Genomic DNA, 23,983 nt, shown 5'->3' with positions numbered 1-23,983 from the left:
CTGTGGGGGCCGCGCCCTCTGCAGGGCGACCGTTTATATGCTATTTTTTTCCTATTTACCGGGGTATAACCACGGCTTTATGGCCGTTGCAGCGACTATAAATAACTGTTTGGACTGATTCAATAAGCTATTTTGTTCATATGATCCGCATCTCGATCTCCCCCCATCTGCAGATCCGGGACGATGACCACCCGGCTGCCGAGCCGCTGGACGTGTCGCGCCTGGTGGCGCTGCTGGGCCATATCGAGGCCTCCGGCAGCATCAGCCAGTCCGCGGAGGCCGTCGCGTTGTCTTACCGCTACGCGTGGGGCATCCTGCGCGATGCCGAATCGCTGTTCGGCGGCCCGCTGATCGCCAAGACACGCGGGCGCGGCAGCGCGCTCACGCCGCTCGCTCAGCAGCTCGTGTGGGCCAGCAAGCGCATCGGCGCACGGCTGTCGCCGACGCTGGACAGCCTGGCGTCGGAGCTGGAGATCGAACTGAAGAAGCTGATGGATCGCACCGATCCGACGGTGCGCCTGCACGCCAGCCATGGTTTCGCCGTGGCGGCGTTGCGCGATTTCCTCGATGAGCAGCAGGTGCGGCACGACCTGAAGTACTGCGGCAGCGTCGAAGCGGTGGCCGCGCTGGCCGAAGGCGCCTGCGATATCGCGGGCTTTCATGTGCCGGTCGGCGAGTTCGAGCACGGCATGGTCCGGCACTTCACCACGTGGCTCAAACCGGACACGCACTGCCTGATCCACCTTGCGGTGCGCAGCCAGGGGTTGTTCGTGCGCATGGGCAATCCGCTCGGCGTACAGACGCTCGAAGACCTGACGCGGCGTGAAGTGCGCTTCGTCAACCGCCAGGTCGGCTCCGGCACCCGGCTGCTGCTGGACCTGATCCTGGAAGCGCGCAGCATCGACCCCGCCCGGATCGAGGGCTACAACAACGGCGAGTTCACCCACGCAGCGGTAGCGGCCTATATCGGCAGCGGCATGGCGGATGTGGGTTTTGGTGTAGAAACCGCCGCGCGGCGTTTCGGGCTGGAATTCGTGCCGGTGCTGAAGGAGCGATACTTCTTCGCCATCGAAAAGAAGATGCTGGCCAGCCAGGCGCTGGCCGGCGCCGTGGGTGCGCTCACGAGCGAGACCTTCCGCCAGCGCGTCGATGCGCTGCCCGGTTATGACGGCAGCCTGACCGGGACGGTTCTGACCTTGGCGGAGGCATTTCCGGAATACCGGGCCGGGAAACGCTGAGCGGAATATCCGGCTCTATCGCTGTCTTAGCGGATCAGCAGCGAAAGCCGGTCGGGATGATCGGCCCAGTCGGCATGGTCGGACAGCGGCCCCTTGGCCTTCCGCAACGGCAGCCAGTCAGGGCGGCGCGCAAGTTCGGCGTTGATCGCCACGAAATGGCGCTGGTCTTCCGGCAAGTCATGCTCGGAGTAGATGGCGCCCACCGGGCACAGCGGCACGCACATCGAACAGTCGATGCACTGGTCAGGATCGATGGCAAGGAAGTTGGGCCCTTCGTGGAAGCACGACATGGGGCAGACTTCCACGCAATCGGTGTGGCGGCACTGGATGCAGGCATCCGTTACGACAAAGGTCATCGGGGGCGAACAGCGGACAGCAAACTCCGCCATGCTAGCGCGCCGCCACGGCATGAGGGATGGCGCGCACTGTCCGAGTCGTTCAAATTGCTTCAAGCCGCTCAGTAGATCTCCGGCACGATCATGTCCTGCGGCACCGGCATGCGCACGTAATCGGCATGCCGCTCGCGCTTGGGCAGCACGACGGACGAGCTCTCCACATCTGTATAGCGAACTTGTCGCAGCAGGTGGTCGATGCAGTTCAGGCGCGCGCGCTTCTTGTCCACGGCCTGCACCACCCACCACGGTGCCTCGGGGATATGCGTGCGTTCCAGCATGATCTCCTTGGCGCGCGTGTAGTCTTCCCAGCGCCGGCGCGACTCCAGATCCATCGGGCTGAGCTTCCACTGCTTGAGCGGATCGTGGATGCGGCTCAAGAAGCGCAGATGCTGTTCGTCGTCGGAAATCGAAAACCAGTACTTGACGACCTGAATACCCGAGCGCACCAGCATGCGTTCGAACTCCGGCACGGAGCGGAAGAATTCCTCGTACTGGTCGTCGTTGCAGAAACCCATGACGCGCTCGACGCCGGCGCGGTTGTACCAGCTGCGGTCGAACAGCACGATCTCGCCGGCGGCGGGCAAGTGCGACACATAGCGCTGGAAATACCACTGCGTGCGCTCGCGGTCGTTGGGCGCGGGCAGCGCGGCCACGCGGCAGACGCGCGGGTTCAGCCGCTGCGAGATACGCTTGATCACGCCGCCTTTGCCGGCCGCGTCGCGCCCTTCGAACAGCACCACCAGCTTGTGCCCCGTGCTGACGACCCAGCTCTGCAGCTTGACCAGTTCGCCCTGCAAGCGGAACAACTCGTGGAAGTAGTGGTGCCGATGTGCCCGCTCGTCGGGGCCGTCCTCGACGAGCATTGCGTGGCCGTCGGGCCCCAGCACGAACTCGCGGTCTTCGAGCTCCAGTTCGAGTTCTTCGTCGTAGTTGTCCGCCACCTCGCGGTGGATGCGCCGGATCAGCGCTTCTTCGTGGTCTGTCATGGCTCGCTCCGCATGCTTGGGCCGCGTGGTACGGTTCCGGAAGGTTCGGCACAGACCCTCCGGGTGGCGATGCTAGCGCGGCAATGTGGCATTCGCGTGAAGCCCATGAGCCCTCAATCCGAGGCTGCTAAGGCCCCTCCTTGCGGAATGCCCAGCGCCCGGCCAGCACCGTGAACGTGGCAACGAGTGCCACCAGAATCCAGAAGCCGTGCGGGTGTTCGGCCAGCGGAATACCGCCGACGTTCATGCCGAAAAAGCCCGCGACGATATTGATCGGCAACGCCAGCACGGTGACCAGCGTCAGCGTGAACAGCGTGCGGTTGGTCTGCTCGTTGAGCTTGGCTGCGATCTCTTCCTGCAGCAGCTTGATGCGTTCCACCATGGCCGCAAGGTCGTTGAGCACCAGCGAAAATTCTTCTGTCGCTTCGCGCAGTTCCTGCAGGTCGTCGTCACGGATCCACGCCGGAGGGCGGTTCAGCAGCCGGAACATCGCGCCCGGCTCCGGCGCCAGAAGGCGCTGCAGCCGCACCAGGCCGCGCCGCATGGCGCCAAGATCGGCACGGTTGGCCTGCAGCCGCTGCGCGAGCAACTGGTCTTCGATGCGGTCCACGCCGATGCCGGTCTCTCGCACGATCTGCACCAGCACATCGGCCTGGTCGCGCAGCAGGTGCACCAGCAGGTCCAGCGGCGAGCGAAAGCCTTCGCCGCGACGCACCGCGGCGCGCAGCTTGTCCACCGAGCGCAGCGGCTTCGCGCGCGCCGTGACCAGCAGGCAGCGGTCGGCGCACGCCCACAGCGTCGAGATATCGTTGGACGAGACCCCGAAGTTGTAGATCACGTCATTGACCACCGCGAGCAACGCCGGGTCCTGGCGCTCGATGCGCGTGGAGTGCGAGCCTTGGCGCAATGACTCGAAGAAGTCATCGGGCAATTCGAGGCGGGCCTTCATCCAGCGCTCGCAGGCACTGTGCGACAGGTTGAAATGCAGCCACAGGAAGCCCTCGCCGCCGCCCACGCCACCCTGCTCCGCGGCGCGCGAACGCGCGAGCCATTCGAGCGCATCGGCCGAACCGATCTCACGCGCAGGCTGGCCGGGAGTAAAGAGATAGCCGTTGACCAGCCCCACCGGATCGGAGCCATAGCCGGGTTCGACGATGCCAGGTTGCATGCATGCCCTCGTTGCCGCAGTACTGTCTGCTTGACCGGAGACATTACCACGCCCGCGTGACGGGGCGGCCAGACCGCGCTCGCGCGTTCGCAGCTTTCGTGCGCATCTGCCGCGTGACTTCGCGAGCCTTTAAGTTTCGCTTAAGTCTGCCCCAATAGACTGCCCTCCATACCCAAGCACCGGACCATCCGGACAGGAGAGATCTCATGACCCCGCAGGAACTGCAGGCACTCGAAGCCTTTCTGACACAGCTCACGCAGGCCCGTGCCGGCGCCAAGGACCCGCAGGCGCAACAGCTTATTGCCGAGGCTGTGGCACGCCAGCCCGATGCCGCCTACCTGCTGGTCCAGCGCGCCATGCTGCTCGATCATGCGCTCGCGGCGGCACAGGCGCAGGTCACGTCGCTGCAGGGACAGCTTGCGGCAGCACAGTCGAACGCGGGCTATGGCGCAAGCAATGGCAGCTTCATCAGCGCGCAGAACGCATGGGGCAACAGTGCCACGCCGATGCCGGCCGCACCGGCGCCCGTGCCGCCCCAGGCAGCGCCCGTGCAACCGGCGCGTTCGGGCTTCCTGGGCGGCGGGCTCGGCAGTACGCTGGGCAGCATCGCGACCACGGCTGCCGGCGTCGCGGGCGGGGCATTCCTGTTCCAGGGCATCGAGAACCTGTTCCACCATAACAGCGGCAGCGGCAATGGCTTCTTCGGCCAGTCGGGTTCGGGCCTGGCCCCGTCCGACACGACCATCGTCAACAACTACTACGGCAACGACGATCCCGCCTTGTCACGTGCCGGCAGCACGGCCGACAGCTTTCTCGACGACGGCGGACTGTCCGGCGGGCTCGACGACGTCGGCTTCTCGGATGACGATTCATCGCTAGTGTGACGCGCACGCAGCGTGCGGCGGCCGTGAAGGTTTGCTAAGCCGCCATCAGGTGCTATGTTGGCAGGTACGGATCTGAGGCAGCGCCTTCGCTGACGCGAGGCGCCCTGCCTCTTTCCGCATGCGCGCGGCAGCCCGGCATGCATGGCGACAAAGCCGGCCTTGCCGCATACGACATTGCGCCCGACGCCCATCACCGGAGGGACTCGCATGCGCGCACGTTCCCGCTCTCCGATCGCAGGATTCCGCTGGCTGTGGCAGTTGTCGTCCGCCGGCTGGGGACATTGCGGGCTGGCCTATGCCAGCGCCGGAAGACTGCCGCCGCACTGGTGGCCGGCAAGATCCGGCATGCCGCTGCGCGACCGCTACTCGTCGCGCCGCACTTCGCTGGTGCTGTTCACGCTGGCGTATCGCAAGGGCGGCGCGCCCGGCGGTGCTGCGCCGCCGAGCGAAATCGTGTCGTGGCGCAATCAGGCGTGGGTGACCAACCAGGTTGCGAGCTGATTGCAGTTAGACGGCCATCACGTGACGTACACTGGGCATTCGCCCTCTTGCCGCCACGCGATCATGCTCGACATCCTGCGCAAGACAACCGACGTACTGTTCGATACGAACCGGCGTTTCCTTCAGGCCAGGCTGTTCCACGCGATACGCGTCGCGTTTGCGCTGCTGGTATCGATCGCGCTCACCACGGGTATCGACATCCCGCACGGCGAATGGGCCACGATTACCGTGCTGGTTGTAATCGGCGGGTTGCAGCACCACGGCAATATCCGGCGCCGCGCGGCGGAACGCGGCGTTGGCACGCTGATCGGTGCACTGGTCGGGCTTGCGCTGATCCTGCAGCAGTCGTATTTCGGCGCGCCGCTGCTGACCTATGCACTGATGGCCGCGATCTGCGGCTATTGCGCGTACCACGCAATCGGCAAAGGTGGCTATATCGCGCTGCTCGCGGCGATCACGGTGGTGGTCACGGCCGGCCACGGCAACCAGAACGTCTATGACGCGCTGTGGCGCACGGTCGATGTGTTCATCGGCACGGCCATTGCTCTCGTGTTCTCGTTTGCGCTGCCGGCCTATGCCTCGTATTCCTGGCGCATCCGGCTGGCCGCGCTGCTGCGCGCGAGCGCGGCCGTGCACCGCAAGATGCAGAGCGGCTTTGCCGATGCCACCGAACAGCGCGCCGCGATGCTGGACCTCGGCACGCGGCTGATCCCGCTGCGCGGCCTGATCCCTTCGGTAGCGAAGGAAACGGGCGTGCCGTCGTCAGAGTTCGAAGAGATCCAGCACGCCGCGCGCGTCTGCATCAGCGCGCTCGAACTCATGGCCGCGATCGAGCAGGAGACCGGTCTGCGCGAAGGCGAGGACCCGGGCATCGAGCCCGCCCTGCTGGCGATGGCCGAGGCGCTGGAGACAGGACAGGCGCCCGCGGCTGCTTCATCCGTGAATACTGCCGAGAACGACATCAACACGCAGCCGGGCCCACTCCCGTTCATGGCCCGGCAGCTCGCCGCGGACCTGAGCCGCATGCGCACGCGGCTGGACCGGCTGAGCGCACGGCACGGGTTCCCATACAACGCGCGATAGGCGGTACGTGCGGTGCGGGGGCCTGCTGATACCGCACTCGCCGCAAGTCCCGAGTCCCGAGTCCCGAGTCCCGAGTCCCGAGTCCCACACATCGTTCCTCCACCGACGCGCCCCTCCGGCGCTGTACGGATCCCGCCTACGCCTTTGTCAGACTGGCGCTGATAGCTGCGGCGCGCCGCACAAGCAATAACTCAAGGTGTGCAAGCAAACCGGAGGTACCGGAATGAAGTCCATGGACGTGCATGTCGTTCCCGCACAGGAAGGCTGGGCCGTCGAGGAAGCAAGCCATCCGTCCGGACGCAAGCTGTTTGCGACGCAGGAAGACGCCATTGCGGTTGCCACCGAGATGGCCAGGCAGCGCAAGAGCGAGTTGTTCATCCACGGCCGGGACGGGCAGATCCGCAGCCGCAGTTCGTTCGGCAATGATCCGCGCAATGTCAGGGGCTGAAGGCGTGTGACATGGCGCATCGCGGCCCGTGTCTGGCTCAAACCTTGCAGCAGTTAGCGGATCAGCCAAGCGGAGGAAGCGATGGATCCTATCGAGCAGACCGCCCGCTTTCTGCAGCGTCGGGGTCTGCGTCTTGCCACGGCCGAGTCGTGCACGGCCGGACTCATTGCCTCGCACATTGCCGATGTTCCCGGCTGCGGCAGCACACTGCAGTGTGCGGTCGTCGCCTATTCGCCCGAGGCCAAGAAGCAGATCCTGGGTGTCAGCGCCGCGCTGATTGAACGCCACGGCCTGACCAGTGAAGCCGTGTCGCTGGCCATGGCGCACGGCGTGATGGCGATCAGCCACGCCAATGTCGCCGTGGCCAACACCGGCGTTGCCGACGACGGCGCGCCGGACGGCACGCCACCGGGCACGCAATGCTTCGCCTGGCTGATCCGGCTGCCCGGACGCGCCGCACTTGCGCACACCTTCACCGAGACACGACGCTTCCGCGGCAATCGCACCGATATCCGCCAGGCTGCCTCTGCGTGGGCTCTGCAGCGCATTCCGCACTACTACGCGCTGGCAACTTCTACCAGCCAGTCGCCCGATGCGAAGACCAACCTTACCGATATGCAGGAGCCAATCATGACTTCCAGCAGTGGAACCCCCCGCGGCCCAACAGCGCCGGACGAAAACCCGCAAACCCCAACCCCTGAGACCATTGAAGTGAAAGTCTCCGGCGAAGGCAACGGCCTGGTCGACGACGAGACATCGGGAAACATGGCATTGCCCGACCCCGGCAAGCCGGTCGGCAGCCACAAGACGGCCAATGAGGCCAACGGTGGCGAAGGCGACGAGGACGCGACCAGCCAGTGACGCTGCACGGAGGCACGACGCGGGCGTGAAGATCGACCGGGACCGCGATACCCGCCATGGCATGGCGGATGCATGAAGGATAAATATCGCGGGAGCTTCAATGACCAGGAATGTCGTCACAATCGGCGGTTCACGCGGCGCGTTCACCGTGTTGCGGGACGTAGTGGCTGCATTGCCTGCAGCGCTCGACGCCGCGGTTTTCATCGTGCTGCACGTGGGCAAGCACAAGTCGGAGCTGCCATCGTTGCTCACGCGATGGGGCAAGCTACCGGCCTCGTATCCGCAGCACGGAGACATCTGGAAACCGGGGCACATCTATGTGGCGCCGCCCGATCACCACATGCTGATTACGGCGGACACCATCCACCTTTCGCATGGGGCCAAGGAGAACTTCAGCCGGCCGGCGATCGATCCGCTGCTCCGGTCCGCCGCCGTTGCGCTCGGATCGCGGGTGATCGGCGTGATTCTCAGCGGCGATCTCGATGACGGTGCCGCCGGACTGGCCTTCGTACGCGCCTTTGGCGGGCGCACGCTGATCCAGAACCCGCGCGACGCGGAGGCAACGTCGATGCCGAAATCTGCCATGGAAGCTGCGGGCGCCGACCTTATGGCGAGCCCGGCAGAACTCGGCCATGCCATTGTCGCGCTGCTTCAGGCAAGCGGCGAAGGCGAATTCGATCCAAAGCGGGAGAAAGACATGCAAGCACTGCGAAGCGAAGCCGCCACCGCGGACAACCCTGCAGGCAGCGCCTTCGAGGAACTGGACAGCATCGCCGCACGCGCGGCCATTACGTGCCCGGAATGTGGCGGAGCGATGTGGCAACTGCGCGATACGCATCCACTGCGCTTCCGCTGCCATACCGGCCACGCGTTCAGCGGCATGACCCTCACGGCGGCCGAGGACAAGGCCACCGAGCACGCGATGTGGACCGCGGTGCGAGCGCAGAAGGAAGCGCTTGCGCTGGCACGCATCCGCGCCGCGCACGCGAAGTCCGATGGAAACCGGGACGCGTATCAGATCGAGCTGTCGCGCATCCAGCAGTGCGAGCGCCTGCTAAAGGTGCTGCAGGGCGCTATCGCCGAGTGACCACGCCGAGGTACCCGCCGGCATGACGGTACGCATCGGCATTTCCGGGTGGCGCTACGAAGGCTGGCGCGGCGTGTTCTACCCGAAGGGGCTGGCGCAGCGCCGCGAGCTGGAATACGCATCGCGCCAGGTGGAAAGCATCGAGATCAACGGTTCGCATTACTCGCTGCAATCGATCAAGAGCTGGCGCGCGTGGCACGATGCGGTACCCGATGATTTCGTGTTTGCCGTCAAGGGCCCGCGCTACCTCACGCATCTGCTGCGCTTTCGAGACGAAAAGGCCGTACCGGCATTGGCGAACTTCTTCGCGTCTGGCGTGCTCGCGCTACGCCACAAGCTTGGACCATTCCTGTGGCAGTTTCCGCCCAACTACCGGTTCGACGCCGAGCGTTCGATCGCTTCCTGTCCTTGCTGCCCAGTGACACAGGCGCGGCGCGCGCGCTGGCCCGCCAGCACGATGGGCGCGTGAAGTCGCCATGGTTCGCCGCGCACGGCGATCGCCCTCTGCGCCACGCCGTGGAAGTTCGCCACGAAAGCTTCTGTACCGACGCCTTCCCGGCGATGTTGCGCCGGCATCGCGCGGCGCTCGTGGTCTCGCACGCCATTGCAGACTGGCCGTATGCCGAAGACGTGACCAGCGATTTCATTTACATCCGCCTGCACGGTGCGCAAGCGCTGTACAGCGGGGCCTATGCCGACAAGGCGCTCGACCGCTGGGCGCAGCGCGTCCGCGCCTGGGCCGCTGGCGGCGAACCGGCCGATGCGCGCCGCCTCGGCAAGGCGGCCGCACCGCGTGTCCGCCGCGATGTGTACTGCTATTTCGATAACGACCAGAAGGTCCATGCCCCGTTTGACGCGCAGCGCCTGCGTGAGCGGCTTGGCGCGGCCTGACGTTGAAGCCCGGGGCTGCAGCGATGTAATGTTGGCGGTACTGCGCGCTACCACGCCAGCCGCGGCGACACGACGACCAGCAAGTACACGAAGCCCACCATGCACAGCAGGACGAGCAGCGAGACATAGAAGCGGCTGCGCCCGCGCGGGTCCGCCTTCCGATAGATGCGGTGAGACTTTTGTATATGCGGCTTCATGGCGATGCCTCGAGCGACCGGCATGACTAGGCTGAATCCGCCACCAGCGTGTCCGCCAGCGCGCGCCCATCCACCAGGCACTGCTCCAGCGCCGCGCTGGCGTTGGCGAAATACTTGCCCACCGGGGATTCGAACTCCGATATCTGCGGACTGTCGCCGCCAATGCGCTGAATTTCCCCGCGATAGCGGTACTGGAAGCCGGTACTTCCGCCACCGACCTCCACGGCATGGGCGGTAATCGTCGTGCCGCGATACATGACGGATTTCATGATTCGCGCGCCGGTGCGGGGTCCGACGCGGCGCGCAACTCGTTGCGTATCAGGCAGTCCGGCAGGCAGTCGCCGGCTACCAATTCAACGCGCCGCTTCATCGCCAAGTCGCGCACGGTGCCGCGCAATGTGCAAACACCGTCGTGGAGATCGGCCTGCACGACCCCGGGATCCACGATGTCGGACAGCTGCATCTCGAGCCTTTCGCGCAATCTTGCCTCGCTGGCCGGCAACGCGGTGCGCACGCCATCGCCGTCGTATTGTCCCGGCATGGGCGCTGGCAATACCCTAAGCCCGTCGGAAGTCTCAGGCGACACGGTGCCCGGCGCGACACCGTACATGCCGTAGCGCTCGACGCCCATGGGCTCGTTGGCACCGGACGGCACATACGGCTGAGTGGGCATGTTGTCATGGCTCGTCGGCTGGACGTCGCCGGCCGCAGGCTTTCCGCGGTCGTCGCTCACCGCACTGTGGCCGCCATAGCGATAGTCGGTCAACCTCGTCTTGTATTCAGGCATGGCAGGACTCCGTGGCGTCGACAGTCATTCATCGACTGACTACGAGCAACCATCGTTCCAGGCGGTATTCCCTGGTGCCGCGGCAGCACCATCACTCTCCTGCGCTGCGGCCCGATCGCAACTTGTACGGCCGTCGCAATCATGGAGGTGAGCCGCGCGTGCTCGTTGAAGTCGAGAAGCGAAGCGGTCGCTGTATGGCGCCAATCCGCCGTCCTGAGTCCGTTGCGTGTGCGCATGGACAGTAATTCTTTCGTCGGCATTGAAGAAAAGGGACACGTAAGTTGCCTCCTGCGCCGCCTGGCGCGTTGCTGCGGGCCACTGTGCCGCGCAAGGCGCGTGCGAGGCGACACCGTCGCTTGTGCACCGGGCCAGCATCGTGCAGAGGCCGTGGTGGTTGTGTTGGGACACGCCTTGCTAGCAAGAACCGACAAAGCTCACGTGCCAATACGCGGAGGCGTGGCACGGCGGGTGCTTCCAGCATGTGCGACAGGGCATATGTCGCATGGAGGACAGCATGGGAAATGCTTGGCAAATGCGCAGCTGCGTGGTCCTGCTGCTTATCGCCGTGGCCGGAACGAGCGGTGCCGCATACGCGGCGCCCAATGACCCACCCAATGAGCCGGCCAATCGCCGCATCCACCAGCAAGGGACGACACCGCACACTGCGTCCACACCGGATGCACGCGCGGCCAGCGGACCACCGCCGCGCCCGCAAGCCAGGGATACCGGGCCATCGACAACGCGCGCGGCATCAACGCCGGATATGGGCGGCGTGGCCGGCGCTACCGGGGGTTCACGCTGACCAGGCAGCAGCGATGGTGTCTCGGGGACGGGCGCCTCGGTCGGCTCAGGAGGCACAGCGGACATGCGCGGCGAGCCGGCACGCAAGCGCTGACCCCCTCGAACTAGCAGACTTGGCGCGCCGTCACTCAGGCTCAGGCGGTTTCGCCAAGCAATTCCGACTTGCGGCTTTCGAGTTGCTGCGCCACGTCGGCCAAATCGATCTTGGCGCGGATGATTGCCGGAAAGAGTTCGTTCTCTTCTTCCTCGACATGGTGGCCGACATACTCGGACAGCACCGTATAGCGCGCCTCCAGCATCTCCTTCTCGCCTGACTCGATCTCCGCGATCAGGTCCTTGGCGACACCGTGCTCGACCTTGGCTTCATCGAGCATGTCGTCGATCTTGTCGCTCACGCCGCGCAGCGCGGGATAGAAGATCTCTTCCTCGATCTGCGCGTGTACCGTGAGCTGGCGGCAGGTCTCCGCCGCAATCGACTGCTTGTCGGCATCGTCCTTCGCGTCCTCGAACTGCTTGAACAGTTTCTTCACGGCACGATGGTCGTCGGCGAGCAAGGCCAGTGCGGCACGCTGCTCCGTGGGAATTTTAGATTTGTCCATGATGTCTCTGCAGTGGGGATGGAATTAAAGGAATGAACAGGACTCGGGCGCCGGGGCGCCCGCCCGGCATGAGCAAGACGCGTTCCATGCGGATCATGGACTAGATCGGTAGCGACGCGGTCTTCAATCGGCTCCCGTGCTTGTCACGCTTCTTGCGTCTCGGAGGCTTTCCCGAGCCGCGCAGGAGACAGCAAATGAAAGCAGTGGTATTCCTCGGCGACCGTGGTGATGCCATCCACGATCGCGTGCGGATATTGCCTGATGCGCCGAAGCGGCCCAGTTCGCCGATGCAGCACCGCTACTTCTTCACCTGAGCCGCCATCTGTTTCGCCATGTCGAGATGATGGCTCAGCGTGGGAAGTGTTTGCCGCGCGAAGGCCTTGACGTCCGCGTCCTTCGCGTCGTCGACGGCCTTCCGGAAGAGCGCCACGGCGTCCTGGTGTGCATCGATGCCGATCTGCTGCGCGTAGGCGTTGTCGAACGCCGGGCCGCTCAGTCGCTCCAGTTGCGCGAGCTCCTGCTTCTTGACGTCGGGCGGTGAAGACGGAAGCTGAATCCCGAGCCGCTGCGCGATCGGCTTCATCTTTTCGTTCGCTGCGCCGTGGTCGCGGATCATCATCGCGGCGAACGCCTTCACGGGCTCGCTGCTGGCCTTCGTTTGCGCGAGCCGGCTTGCCGCGATTTCCATGGTGCCGGCGTCCGCGGCCTTGCGCAGGAACATCACGTCGCTGTCGCCGGCCAGCGCGGTACCGGGCTGCTCGCTCATGGACGCGGCATACGCCATGTGAGAAACGCCGAGCAACAGGGCCGTGACGGCTCCGATCGCGAGATTGACGGGTCGCATGTGGCACCTCGACTGATTCGTTGCTGAACTGCCGAGGCAATGCAATGTGCGTGCCGAAGGCCCGAACGGTATTGGCTGGGATTCCGGGCAGCGCATGCTACAGTCGGCTTCCTTCAGGACAAGAGGCCGGCATGCAACTGTGCGAGAACTGTCTTTCCGTGACGCGCGATACATCTGGCGCCCCGGGACATCCTGGGCTTCGCATCGTCGACACCCGGCGCAGCAGGATTCCCGGATCGGTCACGGTCACGATCAGCACGTTCCGCTGCCAGGAGTGCGGCGCGATATGGCGCTATCGCGAAGCGAAGGACAACGGCCCGAAAGGCTGGGCACTCGTGCCGGACGAAGGGACTGGCAGCGAGTGATGCGCCGGGCGCATTGACATGGCTGCGGACCTGTTGCGGGCGAGAAAATCACGATAGTGGTACTATCGGAGCTCGTCGACATAGTTCGACGACAGATGCGCCGTCGGCAACATCATCATTAGAAGAGCACCGACGGCCCGCCGGGCGTACACCCGGCCCTTTTGCGGCAATCATCGCCTGCAACCACGACCCCGACCTGCGGCACGTCCGCTCCGCAACCATCGCGCATGTACTCGCACGCTGGCTTGCGCAAGCACGGTTACTCACACGTCAGTTTTGCAGCCTGCGTCGAAACGCAGGACATGGCACTGACTTTAGCAATGGCACCGATAGCCGGCACGCGCCCCCATAGGCGCGGCAAACGTTGTCTTACGGCTCTTGTGCCTTTCAGACAGGAAGCAATTTGAATCATTTGAATCCAAACACCAATCCGTTCACCGTCTCGGTGTACCCCATCCAGCAAGAGCCCGGCGTATGGTTCGCGAACTATATGATCTCGGAATACCGGGACGGCGCTGAACGCGTCGTGGCCAACGTCTCGTTGCGGCATGCCACGCACGGCACCGAAAACAAGGCGAGGCAAGCCGCCCGGCGTGCCGGCGAACACGCGATCGCACGCATGCGCGCGCCAGCATCGCGGCATCAGCACAACGCTATCCGCTCGTCATTGCCACGTCGTACTGCCTGAGGCAAGCATGGTTTCGCGCGGGGCAGTGTTTTCACCGCGGATTCTGCCAGCGTGGCAGTTCAGGTGAAAAGTTCTCTCCAGTGGAAGAAATGCGCGTACAGTGACTATTCAACCCGGAGGAGGTGCAGCGATGGACAACTATCCCGCAGCCAGCAGCAAAGGCTTCGACATCTATCCCCTGGTCTACAAATTCGACGCGCCGCGCGCATGGCACGAACCCCGGCCGGACCGGACCTATAGCGCCTCGGTTGTGATCTGCCGGGAAGGCGAGCAACCGGGCGCGGACAATGGCCGCGTGTTCCACGTCCCCGAAGCGCAATGGTCGGACCTTGGTGCCGCCAAGCGCGCGGCAATCGAGCACGGCGCGCACATCATCGACGGCCTGGTGCCAGGCGAGCCGCTCGCTGGCCTTTGATTGCCAAGTGGCGCTGCGTCAGACTACCGCGCGAACTGCTGCCGGATATCGCGCACCCACCTCAGCGTGGTCTGCGAGCGGCGCATCGCGACAAGGACAAACAGGGCAAGCTCCACGTCGCCACCGGCAAGTCGAGCCTCACGCACAATTTCGAGTTGCTGCCGTATTCGCCTGCGCGTTTGACGGATGCTTGATGTCTCCGGCCTCTTTTCGCCACGCTCGTGAGTCGCATTCATACGGTCTCCGCAAAGCGTCGGCATCGGTTCCAGGCGAAGTCGTGTGCCGGCTACAGGCTGGCAGACCCTGAGAACAACGAAGGCGCAACTGAAGTGTAGTCGCTTGCGGCTCTGCCCCGTCCGATTCACATCCACGATTGATGGGCGGCAATACGGGCGGTCCGATCGAAAGCGAAAAAAAGCCCCGAACATTTCGGGGCCTTGTATGCGCTGAAACGAATCAGCCTGCGAAGTTCTGAGCGGCGAAGTCCCAGTTCACGACGTTCCAGAATGCCTCGACGTACTTCGGACGGGCATTGCGGTAGTCGATGTAGTAGGCGTGTTCCCACACGTCGCAGGTCAGCAGCGGCTTGGCGTCGGTGGTCAGCGGCGTGGCGGCGTTGGACGTGGACACCAGGTCCAGCGAGCCATCGGCCTTCTTGACCAGCCATGCCCAACCCGAACCGAAGGTGCCAACCGCGGTCTTCGTGAACTCTTCCTTGAACTTGTCGAACGAACCCCACTTGGCGTTGATGGCATCAGCCAGCGCGCCGGTCGGCTGGCCGCCGCCGTTGGGCTTCATCGATTCCCAGTAGAACGTGTGGTTCCACACTTGGGCGGCGTTGTTGAAGATGCCGCCCGACGACTTTTTGGTGATCTCTTCGAGGGTCGCGTTTTCGAACTCGGTGCCCTTGATGAGGTTGTTCAGGTTGGTGACGTACGTCTGGTGATGCTTGTCGTGGTGGAACTCCAGCGTCTCCTTGGAGATGTGCGGAGCCAGGGCATCATGCGCGTACGGCAGCGGGGGGAGCTTGTGTTCCATTGTTCTGTCTCTGTGGGTTGGGGTTGTGGTCGAGGAATTGCCGATTGTAGGAGACTTGCAAGACCCACGCAAACCGCGGCGCAAAGCCCCCTAGGGTCATGTTAGTTTGTCCGCGCGATGCCGGCCGACCCTTAGATTCCGCCAAGTTTGGCCTGTACGCCGGCAATCGCGATGTCCGCCACGCCGTCGGCCAGATGGGCCTCCACCACGCTCCCTGCACGCAGTTCCGCGGGCGAACGCAGTGCGCGGCCGCGCTGGTCGAGCAGCACGGCATAGCCGCGCTCCAGCGTACGCTGCGGCGCCAGCAACTCCAGCGCACCGGCTACGCGCGCCAGGCGCTGCGTCTGGCGCTCATGCGTACGGGTTGCCGCGGCCTGCATCCGCTGTGACAGCCGCGCGACATCGGCGCTGGCCGCCGCCATATCGGGCCGGCAGGCGGTCCAGCGTATGGCCAGCAATTGCTGTCGGTGACGCTGGGCAACCACGGTTTCACGCAAGGCCGAACGCAAGTGTCGCGCGAGATTGTCGACGCGCGCACGCCGCTCCTGCAGTTGCGCCTGCGGGCTGCGCACCCGACGCGCGAGCCAGTCCAGATGCTGCGCACGCCGGTCCAGTTCACGACGCATCGACTGTACCAGCGCATCGCCGGCCCGCCGCGTCAGGCCTAGCAAGTGCCCGCGGTCGGGACTGACCAGTTCGGCCGCGCCCGTGGGTGTCGGCGCGCGCACGTCGGCAACGAAATCTGCAATGGTGAAGTCCGTTTCGTGGCCGACGCCAGACACCACAGGCACCGCGCTGCGCGCAATGGCGTGCGCTACCGCTTCTTCGTTGAAGGACCACAGGTCTTCAATGCTGCCGCCACCGCGGCACAGGATGATCACGTCGCACTCGCGCCGCGCGCTGGCCTGGTCCAGCATGTCGGCAATCTTCTGCGCGGCGCCCGCGCCTTGCACCGGCACGGGGTACACCGTGACCGGCACGTGCGGCGCGCGCCGCCGCAGCGTAGTCAGCACGTCGCGTAGCGCCGCCGCCTGCAGCGATGTGACGATGCCGATCGAGCGCGGGTGAGATGGCACCGGGCGCTTGCGCTCGGGCGCGAACAGTCCGGCCTGCGCCAGTTTTTCCTTCAAACGCAGGAACGCCTCGTAAAGATTGCCAAGTCCGGCACGGCGCATGGCTTCGACGCCGAGCTGGAGATCGCCACGCGCCTCGTACAGCGTGACGACGGCACGGACTTCCACCGCTTCCCCTTCGCGCGGCGTGAAGTCGACATGCTGGTTACGCCCGCGGAACATCACACAGCGAATCTGCGCGCGCGCGTCTTTCAGCGAGAAATACCAATGACCACTGGCCGCGCGGGTGAAGTTCGAGATTTCTCCGCGCACCCACGTCAAAGGAAAGCCCCGCTCCAGCATGGTTGCGATCGCATGGTTCAGCTCCCCCACGGGAATCGCTTCGCGCGGATTGCGAGCTGGCATGGAGGGCGTTTCACGCGAAAAGTTCTGCGGCTCTGGCATGGGTCGTAGCCGCGGTGCGGCGGGGATAGGACATGTCCACAGCATAACGGGTATGTCAAGAGGGGTGTCGTGATGGCGGCGACCTCTGCCAAAATCCGCATAAGTACGTACAACCCGTTGATTCTTTTGATTTTTCGGCGCGAAACAAAAATTAGGCAATGTAACCAATTTCCTTACGCGTCAATCACTTACAGGCTTCACCCGCGGGCTTGTTCACAAAGTTATCCACAGGAACTCTGGATAAAAGAGGACGATTCGGCACACTCATTTGGCGGGTGTTGCTTTAGGCGCCTGAACACGCGCGTCCCGGTACGCGACATCGCCGAGAAGAATCCCGGGGGCCACACCCTCGATTCATGCCCCCATGCCGCCTGAATGCCTATTTTGTGAGCACGGCACACGTACTTCAAACGAATCAAGTACTTAGGCAGGATCTCCATAGGTTGTCCACAACCCGTCCACAATGCTCTCCTTGTGGCATGTGGAAAAAGAAAGACATTGCCAGGTGGCTCGACGCAGGATCGGTGCTACTGGGATCAGCACCCTTTGCTTATTTTTTACGCAACACCTTCTTGGCCTAATGAAATCAAGAACTTAACTCGCTTCTCAGGCAGCTTTCCACAAGCCGTCCACACTCCTGTCCCGCACTGCTGTGGAAAGCAGCGGGGTAAACCCCGTTTCAAAGATCGCAACCACGCGGCCGGACCGGTATAACCGCCTCCAACAGGGGGCTGCACAAAAAACAGGCAACACTGCCATCTTCGTTTCAGATCAATGGCTTAGCGCGTTTGTCCGGCCGGTTTCCACAATCCATCCACAATCCTGTCCCGCACCGCTGTGGAAAGCGCACGCGGCCGCACCGATGCGCCGCCGAGACACCGTTTGCCAGTGTCTTGCCGCGCGCCATGGCGCGGGTTAGAGTGCTGCCTGATTTTTCGAGCAGTGCCGCTGCGCGCAGTGCCTCGGTATGCGCGTATCCAAGGGCTGCCATATAAAGCCGGTCCGTTTTCTGTCGTCTCTGGTTGTCGATTCGGGGGTCCAATTGTTTTCGATCATTCAAGCGGCCGGCTGGCCGATCTGGCCGCTGCTGCTCGCTTCGGTTCTCGCGCTGGCACTGATCGTCGAGCGCTTCCTCACCCTCAAGCGCAGCAAGGTGCTTCCCGCGCGCCTCTACGAAGAGGCGCTGTCGGCGGCGCAGCAGCGCCGCGCCACGCCCGAGGTGGTCAATACGCTGGAACAGAACTCCCCGCTGGGCCGCGTGCTCGCGGCCGGGCTCCGTCACGTAGTGCTGCAGCCCCATACGTCGCGCGATGCCGCCAAGGAAGTCGTGGAGGAAGCGGGCCGTGCGGTTGCCCATGAGCTCGAGCGCTACCTGAACGCGCTGGGCACCATTGCGTCGGTGGCGCCGCTGATGGGCCTGCTCGGCACGGTGATCGGCATGATCGAGATCTTCGGCAGCCAGGGCGGCACCGGCGCGAATCCCGAGCAGCTTGCGCACGGGATCTCGGTGGCCTTGTACAACACCGCGTTCGGCCTGATCGTCGCAATTCCGGCGCTGATCTTCTGGCGCTATTTCCGCCGCCGCGTCGACGACTACGTGGCCGAGCTGGAATTCCGCGCGACGGCGTTCCTCGACGCCATCCTGCCGCAACGGCGCGCCTGAGCGCCGGCATCCACGCAGGAAGCGCCATGCAATTCCGTTCCCGACAGCGGCGTGAAGAGCCGGAAATCAACCTGATTCCGCTCATCGATGTGCTGCTCGTGATCCTGATCTTCCTCATGATCACGACCACGTACTCGCGCTACACCGAGCTGCAAATCCAGCTGCCGACCGCCGACGCCGAGCGCGCGCAGCAGCGCCCGCAGGAGATCGTGGTGTCGGTGTCTTCGCGCGGCGTCTATTCCGTCAACAAGCATGTGATGGAGCAGAAGGACGTGACCAGCCTGGCGGACCAGCTTCGCGCCGCGGCCGGTCCGGCCACGAGCGGCCAGCCGCCGGTGGTGATCGTCAACGCCGATGCCCAGGCCACGCACCAGGCCGTGGTCAACGTGATGGAAGCGGCGCGGCTGGCCGGCCTGTCGCGCCTGACCTTCGCCACGCAGAGCGCGCAGCCGCGCTGATCGTGCCAGACCCAACCCGGTGCCGGCAGGGCGCCGGGGTTGCCCCGTGCGCAGGGCAATGCCCATAATGTGCGCGTCCGGCCGGCCGCCAGGCCAGCCAACCACCCTTCCCCTGCCCTTCCATGTCCGCTCCGCGCCATGACCTCGCCGATTTCGTGACCGCCCAGTGGCAACGCCGGGGTTGGTTCGCCTGGCTGATGCTGCCGTTCTCGCTGCTGTTCGGGCTGATCGCGCGCGTGCGCCGCTACGGTTACCTGCATGGCTGGTTCAAGTCGACGCGGCTGCCGATGCCGGTGATCGTCGTGGGTAATGTGACCGTTGGCGGTACCGGCAAGACGCCGGCAGTGATCGCGCTGGCGCAGGCACTGACCGAGGCCGGCCTGCGTCCGGGGGTGGTGTCGCGCGGTTACGGCGTTACGCTCAAGCATCCGCGCCGAGTCAAGCCGACGTCAAAGGCGTCGGATGTCGGCGACGAACCGCTGCTGATTGCGCGCGCCGCCGACGTGCCGGTCTGGGTATTCCCCGACCGCGCGCTGTGCGCGCAGACCATGCTGGTGTCGCACCCGGGCGTCAACGTGCTGCTGCTGGACGACGGCCTGCAGCACTACCGCCTGCAGCGCGACTTCGAGATCGTCATGTTCGATTCGCGCATGGGCGGCAACGGCCTGATGCTGCCCGCCGGTCCGCTGCGCGAGCCGCTTTCACGCCCGCGCGACGCCACGCTGATCAATGACCCGAACTTCCGCGCCACGCCCGAGCGGCCCGATGTCTATGGCATGCGGCTGGATCTTGATGAGGCCTGGCAGCTCAACGATCCGACCATGGCACGCCCGGTCAGCGCGTTTGCCGGGCGCCGCGTGCTGGCCGCAGCCGGTATCGGCAACCCCGAACGGTTCTTCGCGAGCCTGCGCGGTGCGGGCCTGAGTCCGAAGACCCTGCCGCTGCCCGATCACTACGATTTCGCCGAGGACCCGTTCGCCGGCAACCCTGACGCGCTCGACGCCGACGTCATCCTGATCACCGAGAAGGATGCCGTAAAATGCGAGCGATTCGACGACCCGCGCATCTGGGTCGTCCCCACCACGCCCGTGATCGATGCGGGCCTGATCGACAAGATCCGACGCGCCGTGCTGGCGCGCGTACCGGCCGCAAAGAGCACGCCCGCATCGGGCGGCGCCACGGGCCTCAACAAGGAACACCAAGATGGACAACCGGCTGCTTGAAATCCTGGTCTGCCCGCTTTGCAAGGGCAAGCTGGAATACGACCGCGCCGCGCAGGAACTGATCTGCCACGCGGACAAGCTCGCCTACCCGATCCGCGACGGCATTCCCGTCATGCTGGCCGACGAGGCCCGGCAATCGGTGCCAGGGCGCGTGATCGACCCGGCCGCGCCGCGGACGGAGTGAGGCGCGCATCATGAGCATCCCGGCCTTCACTGTCGTCATTCCGGCGCGGCTGGCTTCCACGCGGCTGCCGAACAAGCCGCTGGCCGATATCGGTGGTCACCCGATGATCGTGCGCGTGGCCGAGCGTGCGCACGCGTCGTCAGCGCAGCGCACCGTGGTGGCCACCGATGCGCCGGCTGTCGCCGAAGCGTGCGCCGCGCATGGCATCGACGCGGTACTGACGCGTGCTGACCACCCGTCGGGCACGGACCGGCTGGCCGAAGTCGCAGCACAGCTTGCGCTGCCTGACGATGCCATCGTCGTCAACGTACAGGGCGACGAGCCGCTGATCGACCCGCAGCTGATCGACGACGTGGCAATGCACCTTGCTCACCACGCCGATTGTGCGATCGCCACTGCCGCGCATGCGCTGCACGACGTGGCTGAAGTCTTCAACCCGAACGTCGTCAAGGTCGTTTGCGATGCCGGCGGACGTGCGCTGTACTTCTCGCGCGCACCGATTCCGTGGTCGCGCGACGACTGGGCCGGCGTGCCGGCGGTGCCCGCCTCGGCCGCGCAGGTGCCGCTGCCGGCCATGCCGGTGTTGCGCCATATTGGCCTGTACGCCTACCGTGCCGGCTTCCTGCGCCGCTTCCCTACCATGGCGGCGGCGCCGCTAGAGCAGACCGAAGCCCTGGAGCAACTGCGCGCCATGTGGCATGGCGAGCGCATTGCGGTGCTGGAAACGGCGGCCGCACCGGCCCCCGGTGTCGACACCGCCGCGGATCTCGAACGCGTGCGCGCGCTGTGGGCGCAAGGTATGGCTCAGGAAGGTCCCTGACCACTTTGCCACGCGGCGGAGTGCTTCGCGCCGCCTTTGCGTTGGGGTTCATACTGATGCAACCATGGAATCAGCCGAATTCGGGCCGGATTCGTTGCGCGTCATGGCATAATGTTTGCCGATACAGAGCCGTCGGGATGGCGCACCAGAATGCGCCGGCCGGCCAAAGCTCGGTGGGGAGATACAGATAGAGCCCGTCCGGTGTCCCGCGCCGCGTTCCCCGCAGCGCCGCGCCGGCCGACAGCGTGACCTGATTCATGCGCGCGCAGTAAGTCCTGCGTCAAGTTACGGCGTTACCCTCCTTCTTGTCTCCCGCTACACAAGATTCAAAACTCTGAGGACCCGTAAATGCGTTTGATCCTGTTGGGCGCACCCGGCGCTGGCAAAGGCACGCAAGCCAAGTTCATCTGCGAGAAGTTCGGCATTCCGCAAATCTCCACGGGCGACATGCTGCGCGCCGCGGTGAAGGCCGGTACACCGCTTGGCGTGGAAGCCAAGAAGGTCATGGATGCGGGCGGACTTGTGTCGGATGACATCATTATCGGCTTGGTCAAGGACCGTCTTAAGGACGCCGATTGCAAGAACGGCTACCTGTTCGATGGCTTCCCGCGCACCATTCCGCAGGCCGAGGCCATGAAGGAAGCCGGCGTGGCGATCGACTACGTGCTGGAAATCGACGTGCCGTTCGACGCCATCATCGAGCGCATGAGCGGCCGCCGCGTGCACGTGGCCTCGGGCCGGACCTACCACGTCAAGTACAACCCGCCCAAAACGGAAGGCGTCGACGATGAAACCGGCGAAGCGCTGATCCAGCGCGACGACGACAAGGAAGACACCGTCCGCAAGCGCCTGGACGTGTATTCGCAGCAAACCCGCCCGCTGGTGGACTATTACTCGGACTGGGCCGCCAAGGGCGATGCCACGGCCAAGGTGTCCCCGCCGAAGTACCGCAAGATCGCCGGCGTGGGCGATGTGGACAGCATCACTGCCCGCGTGTTCGAAGCGCTCAAGTAAGCCTCGATCCTGGCAGCCCAACAAAAAGCGACCTTCGGGTCGCTTTTTGCGTTCTGGGATCCTTATCGCTTTCCCCCTTGCCAGTCAGGCTACCGTCCGTACAATAGCGCCAGAGTTGACGTTTACGTAAACGGCAGTCGCCACGCGACTGATCACCGAGGAGACAGCAAATGGACATTCAGGACAATGTATTCATCGTCACGGGCGGCGCGTCTGGCTTGGGAGAAGGCACCGCGCGCATGCTGGCCGAGGCTGGCGGCAAGGTCGTCATCGCCGACCTGAACGAGGCTGCGGGCACCGCGCTCGCGCAGGAGTTGGGCGGGACCTTCGTCAAGTGCGATGTCTCGTCGGAAGCCGACGGCCAGGCGGCGGTCGCCGCCGCACAGGCGCTCGGCCGCGTGTCCGGGCTGGTCAATTGCGCCGGCATCGCCACGGCCAACAAGACCGTGGGCAAGAACGGCCCGCATCCGCTCGACGCGTTCGACAAGACCATCCGCGTCAATTTGATCGGCACCTTCAACATGATTCGCCTGGCCGCTGCGGCGATGGTGCAGAACACGCCCGACGCCGAAGGCGAGCGCGGCGTGATCATCAACACCGCGTCGGTGGCCGCGTTCGACGGCCAGATCGGACAGGCCGCCTATGCCGCGTCCAAGGGCGGCGTGGTCGGCATGACGCTGGCCATTGCGCGCGACCTGTCTCGTGACGGCGTGCGCTGCGTGACGATCGCCCCCGGCCTGTTCGAAACGCCGATGCTGCTCGGCATGCCGCAGGAAGTGCAGGACGCTCTCGGCAGGATGGTGCCGTTCCCCCCGCGTCTGGGCCGCCCGGCGGAATACGCCAAGCTGGCCAAGGCCATCATCGGCAATACCATGCTCAACGGCGAAGTGATCCGCCTCGACGGCGCGATCCGGATGCAGCCCAAGTAAGGGACCGCTTTGCCTGCTGCCGCTGCTTCACGCCGGCAGCAGCATCACCAGCATCAAACCCGGCGCCGCCGCCGGCCACAGCGTGAGCTGCTCGAACTGCAGCGCGCCGAGCGCCGGATGGCGGAAGCCGCGGCGCCCGCCTTCCCGGTCTTCCACGTCCTGCGACAGCCAGGCCGCGCGAAAGGCGGGGCTCTCCGCCATCAATCCTTCGATCAGCGCACGCATTGGCGCGTCGTCTGCATGGCGGATGCTGTGCGCGCGGAATTCCGCCACCAGGCGCCCGGCCCGGTGCGGCCAGTCCTCGACCAATGCCTGCAGCGGTGCCGACACGAACATTGCGCGCAGCAGGTTCCGCTCCTGACTGTCCCCGTCGAGCCAGCCGATAAACAACTCTGCAGCCGCCGCGTTCCACGTCAGTGCGTTCCACTGACGATCCAGCAGGTAGGCCGGGCCCCGGATGGCATGGACGCTCGCCATCACCGCTGCCGGAACCGCTTCACCGCCGGCCTGCTGCGGGTCGCGCCGCCCGGCCAGTTCGAACAGGTAGGCACGCTCGGCGCGCGACAGGCGCAGCGCGGCGGCCAGGCTCGCCAGCGCCCGCGCCGACAGCGCGACCGGTCTCCCCTGCTCCAGCCACGTCACCCATGTGGCGCTCAGTCCCGCAAGCTGGGCCACTTCCTCGCGGCGCAGGCCCGGCGTACGCCGGCGGCGCCCCGGCGGCAGCCCTACGTCTGCCGGCGCCAGCCGCTCGCGGTGGGCGCGCAGGAAAGCGCCGAGCACCGCTTCGCGCGTGACCGGCGCGGCGGCGCCCGCATCGGACAGAGAATCGGGCTGGACAATTGGGTCTGTATCGGAGGCAAACTGGACCATAGGGTGGTGCGTCTTATACCAGGATAAAA

General features: G+C 65.0%; 29 protein-coding genes and 1 pseudogene. 18 read left to right on the top strand and 12 right to left on the bottom strand.

From position 1 onward, the window contains the following. Nucleotides 1-140: 140 nt before the first annotated feature. On the top strand, nt 141-1,238 hold the full coding sequence (locus tag ACIGJG_RS03120; RefSeq protein WP_483672736.1) for a substrate-binding domain-containing protein: 1,098 nt from the start codon (nt 141-143) through the stop codon (nt 1,236-1,238). A gap of 26 nt (nt 1,239-1,264) precedes the next feature. On the opposite strand, the gene fdxA is transcribed toward ACIGJG_RS03120, so the two are convergent. The 3 genes from fdxA to ACIGJG_RS03105 form a co-directional block, all read right to left on the bottom strand. Then, the gene (gene fdxA, locus ACIGJG_RS03115; protein WP_011296803.1) at nt 1,265-1,594 is read right to left on the bottom strand and encodes a ferredoxin FdxA; all 330 of its coding nucleotides are present in this window, start codon (nt 1,592-1,594) and stop codon (nt 1,265-1,267) included. A 101-nt stretch (nt 1,595-1,695) separates the two neighbouring features. Continuing rightward, entirely contained in the window at nt 1,696-2,619 is a 924-nt protein-coding gene (ppk2, locus tag ACIGJG_RS03110; protein ID WP_011296802.1) for a polyphosphate kinase 2, read from the bottom strand. A gap of 127 nt (nt 2,620-2,746) precedes the next feature. Beyond that, nucleotides 2,747-3,787, bottom strand: coding sequence for a transporter (locus ACIGJG_RS03105; protein WP_011296801.1), 1,041 nt, complete (start codon nt 3,785-3,787; stop codon nt 2,747-2,749). Between the two features lie 206 nt (nt 3,788-3,993). On the opposite strand from ACIGJG_RS03105, the gene ACIGJG_RS03100 reads away from it, so the two are divergent. The 7 genes and pseudogenes from ACIGJG_RS03100 (at nt 3,994) to ACIGJG_RS03070 (ending at nt 9,542) form a co-directional block, all read left to right on the top strand. Beyond that, nucleotides 3,994-4,671, top strand: a complete 678-nt coding sequence (locus ACIGJG_RS03100; protein ID WP_011296800.1) for a DUF2076 domain-containing protein — start codon at nt 3,994-3,996, stop codon at nt 4,669-4,671. 207 nt (nt 4,672-4,878) lie between these two features. Beyond that, nucleotides 4,879-5,172, top strand: a complete 294-nt coding sequence (locus ACIGJG_RS03095) for a hypothetical protein (RefSeq protein WP_011296799.1) — start codon at nt 4,879-4,881, stop codon at nt 5,170-5,172. 63 nt (nt 5,173-5,235) lie between these two features. Then, complete coding sequence (locus tag ACIGJG_RS03090) at nt 5,236-6,255, top strand: FUSC family protein (RefSeq protein WP_011296798.1); 1,020 nt, start codon at nt 5,236-5,238, stop codon at nt 6,253-6,255. 223 nt (nt 6,256-6,478) lie between these two features. Then, entirely contained in the window at nt 6,479-6,703 is a 225-nt protein-coding gene (locus ACIGJG_RS03085; RefSeq protein ID WP_011296797.1) for a DUF2188 domain-containing protein, read from the top strand. An 81-nt stretch (nt 6,704-6,784) separates the two neighbouring features. Then, a complete protein-coding gene (locus tag ACIGJG_RS03080; protein ID WP_483672734.1) occupies nt 6,785-7,564 on the top strand; it encodes a CinA family protein in 780 nt (259 codons plus the stop codon). A 100-nt stretch (nt 7,565-7,664) separates the two neighbouring features. After that, a complete protein-coding gene (locus ACIGJG_RS03075) occupies nt 7,665-8,651 on the top strand; it encodes a chemotaxis protein CheB (RefSeq protein ID WP_483672733.1) in 987 nt (328 codons plus the stop codon). Between the two features lie 22 nt (nt 8,652-8,673). Next, nucleotides 8,674-9,542 (top strand): annotated as a pseudogene (locus tag ACIGJG_RS03070) (DUF72 domain-containing protein). A 47-nt stretch (nt 9,543-9,589) separates the two neighbouring features. Here the strand turns inward: ACIGJG_RS03070 and ACIGJG_RS03065 are convergent. The 5 genes from ACIGJG_RS03065 to ACIGJG_RS03045 form a co-directional block, all read right to left on the bottom strand. Beyond that, nucleotides 9,590-9,739: a hypothetical protein gene (locus ACIGJG_RS03065; protein ID WP_220631313.1), complete on the bottom strand. Its 150-nt coding sequence runs from the start codon at nt 9,737-9,739 to the stop codon at nt 9,590-9,592. A gap of 26 nt (nt 9,740-9,765) precedes the next feature. Next, nucleotides 9,766-10,008 carry a hypothetical protein gene (locus ACIGJG_RS03060; protein ID WP_011296793.1) on the bottom strand — a complete coding sequence of 81 codons (243 nt, stop codon included), beginning with the start codon at nt 10,006-10,008 and terminating at the stop codon, nt 9,766-9,768. Further along, nucleotides 10,005-10,526, bottom strand: coding sequence for a BON domain-containing protein (locus ACIGJG_RS03055; RefSeq protein ID WP_011296792.1), 522 nt, complete (start codon nt 10,524-10,526; stop codon nt 10,005-10,007). Before ACIGJG_RS03055 ends, ACIGJG_RS03060 begins: the two co-directional genes overlap by 4 nt. A 935-nt stretch (nt 10,527-11,461) precedes the next feature. Continuing rightward, complete coding sequence (locus tag ACIGJG_RS03050; protein WP_011296791.1) at nt 11,462-11,926, bottom strand: hemerythrin domain-containing protein; 465 nt, start codon at nt 11,924-11,926, stop codon at nt 11,462-11,464. Between the two features lie 298 nt (nt 11,927-12,224). After that, nucleotides 12,225-12,770 carry a DUF4142 domain-containing protein gene (locus ACIGJG_RS03045; RefSeq protein ID WP_483672732.1) on the bottom strand — a complete coding sequence of 182 codons (546 nt, stop codon included), beginning with the start codon at nt 12,768-12,770 and terminating at the stop codon, nt 12,225-12,227. 131 nt (nt 12,771-12,901) lie between these two features. Between ACIGJG_RS03045 and ACIGJG_RS03040 the strand changes: the two genes are divergently transcribed. The 3 genes from ACIGJG_RS03040 to ACIGJG_RS03030 all read left to right on the top strand — a co-directional run bounded on the left by ACIGJG_RS03040 (nt 12,902) and on the right by ACIGJG_RS03030 (nt 14,238). Continuing rightward, the gene (locus tag ACIGJG_RS03040; RefSeq protein ID WP_041679485.1) at nt 12,902-13,135 is read left to right on the top strand and encodes a hypothetical protein; all 234 of its coding nucleotides are present in this window, start codon (nt 12,902-12,904) and stop codon (nt 13,133-13,135) included. Between the two features lie 364 nt (nt 13,136-13,499). Then, nucleotides 13,500-13,823, top strand: a complete 324-nt coding sequence (locus ACIGJG_RS03035) for a hypothetical protein (RefSeq protein WP_011296788.1) — start codon at nt 13,500-13,502, stop codon at nt 13,821-13,823. 130 nt (nt 13,824-13,953) lie between these two features. Beyond that, nucleotides 13,954-14,238 (top strand): hypothetical protein, encoded by a 285-nt coding sequence (locus ACIGJG_RS03030; protein WP_011296787.1) that lies wholly within the window; start codon nt 13,954-13,956, stop codon nt 14,236-14,238. A 456-nt stretch (nt 14,239-14,694) separates the two neighbouring features. Here ACIGJG_RS03030 and sodB read toward each other — a convergent pair whose 3' ends face one another. Further along, the gene (gene sodB, locus ACIGJG_RS03025) at nt 14,695-15,276 is read right to left on the bottom strand and encodes a superoxide dismutase [Fe] (protein WP_211954553.1); all 582 of its coding nucleotides are present in this window, start codon (nt 15,274-15,276) and stop codon (nt 14,695-14,697) included. A gap of 131 nt (nt 15,277-15,407) precedes the next feature. Continuing rightward, nucleotides 15,408-16,793, bottom strand: a complete 1,386-nt coding sequence (gene xseA, locus ACIGJG_RS03020; RefSeq protein ID WP_483672731.1) for an exodeoxyribonuclease VII large subunit — start codon at nt 16,791-16,793, stop codon at nt 15,408-15,410. Between the two features lie 1,042 nt (nt 16,794-17,835). Between xseA and ACIGJG_RS03015 the strand changes: the two genes are divergently transcribed. The 5 genes from ACIGJG_RS03015 (at nt 17,836) to kdsB (ending at nt 21,141) form a co-directional block, all read left to right on the top strand. Continuing rightward, a complete protein-coding gene (locus tag ACIGJG_RS03015) occupies nt 17,836-18,456 on the top strand; it encodes a MotA/TolQ/ExbB proton channel family protein (RefSeq protein WP_041679824.1) in 621 nt (206 codons plus the stop codon). A gap of 26 nt (nt 18,457-18,482) precedes the next feature. Further along, a complete protein-coding gene (locus tag ACIGJG_RS03010; protein WP_011296782.1) occupies nt 18,483-18,914 on the top strand; it encodes an ExbD/TolR family protein in 432 nt (143 codons plus the stop codon). A 122-nt stretch (nt 18,915-19,036) separates the two neighbouring features. Continuing rightward, on the top strand, nt 19,037-20,137 hold the full coding sequence (gene lpxK / locus ACIGJG_RS03005) for a tetraacyldisaccharide 4'-kinase (RefSeq protein WP_011296781.1): 1,101 nt from the start codon (nt 19,037-19,039) through the stop codon (nt 20,135-20,137). Then, nucleotides 20,118-20,321: a Trm112 family protein gene (locus ACIGJG_RS03000; protein WP_011296780.1), complete on the top strand. Its 204-nt coding sequence runs from the start codon at nt 20,118-20,120 to the stop codon at nt 20,319-20,321. The genes lpxK and ACIGJG_RS03000 overlap by 20 nt, the downstream gene beginning before the upstream one ends. Before the next feature lie 10 nt (nt 20,322-20,331). Then, nucleotides 20,332-21,141 (top strand): 3-deoxy-manno-octulosonate cytidylyltransferase, encoded by an 810-nt coding sequence (kdsB, locus tag ACIGJG_RS02995; RefSeq protein ID WP_011296779.1) that lies wholly within the window; start codon nt 20,332-20,334, stop codon nt 21,139-21,141. 70 nt (nt 21,142-21,211) lie between these two features. Here the strand turns inward: kdsB and ACIGJG_RS02990 are convergent, their stop codons facing one another. Continuing rightward, complete coding sequence (locus ACIGJG_RS02990) at nt 21,212-21,400, bottom strand: hypothetical protein (RefSeq protein ID WP_140950565.1); 189 nt, start codon at nt 21,398-21,400, stop codon at nt 21,212-21,214. Between the two features lie 89 nt (nt 21,401-21,489). Here ACIGJG_RS02990 and adk point away from each other — a divergent pair, with 89 nt between their 5' ends. Both adk and ACIGJG_RS02980 read left to right on the top strand, forming a co-directional pair. Then, on the top strand, nt 21,490-22,155 hold the full coding sequence (gene adk / locus ACIGJG_RS02985; RefSeq protein ID WP_011296778.1) for an adenylate kinase: 666 nt from the start codon (nt 21,490-21,492) through the stop codon (nt 22,153-22,155). Between the two features lie 170 nt (nt 22,156-22,325). After that, nucleotides 22,326-23,084, top strand: coding sequence for a 3-hydroxyacyl-CoA dehydrogenase (locus ACIGJG_RS02980; RefSeq protein WP_011296777.1), 759 nt, complete (start codon nt 22,326-22,328; stop codon nt 23,082-23,084). A 27-nt stretch (nt 23,085-23,111) separates the two neighbouring features. On the opposite strand, the gene ACIGJG_RS02975 is transcribed toward ACIGJG_RS02980, so the two are convergent. Next, a complete protein-coding gene (locus ACIGJG_RS02975; protein ID WP_011296776.1) occupies nt 23,112-23,954 on the bottom strand; it encodes an MmyB family transcriptional regulator in 843 nt (280 codons plus the stop codon). Nucleotides 23,955-23,983: the final 29 nt, after the last annotated feature.

The organism is Cupriavidus sp. C1SS-2L (assembly GCF_057073735.1).
This window is presented reverse-complemented; position numbering and strand designations above follow the sequence as displayed.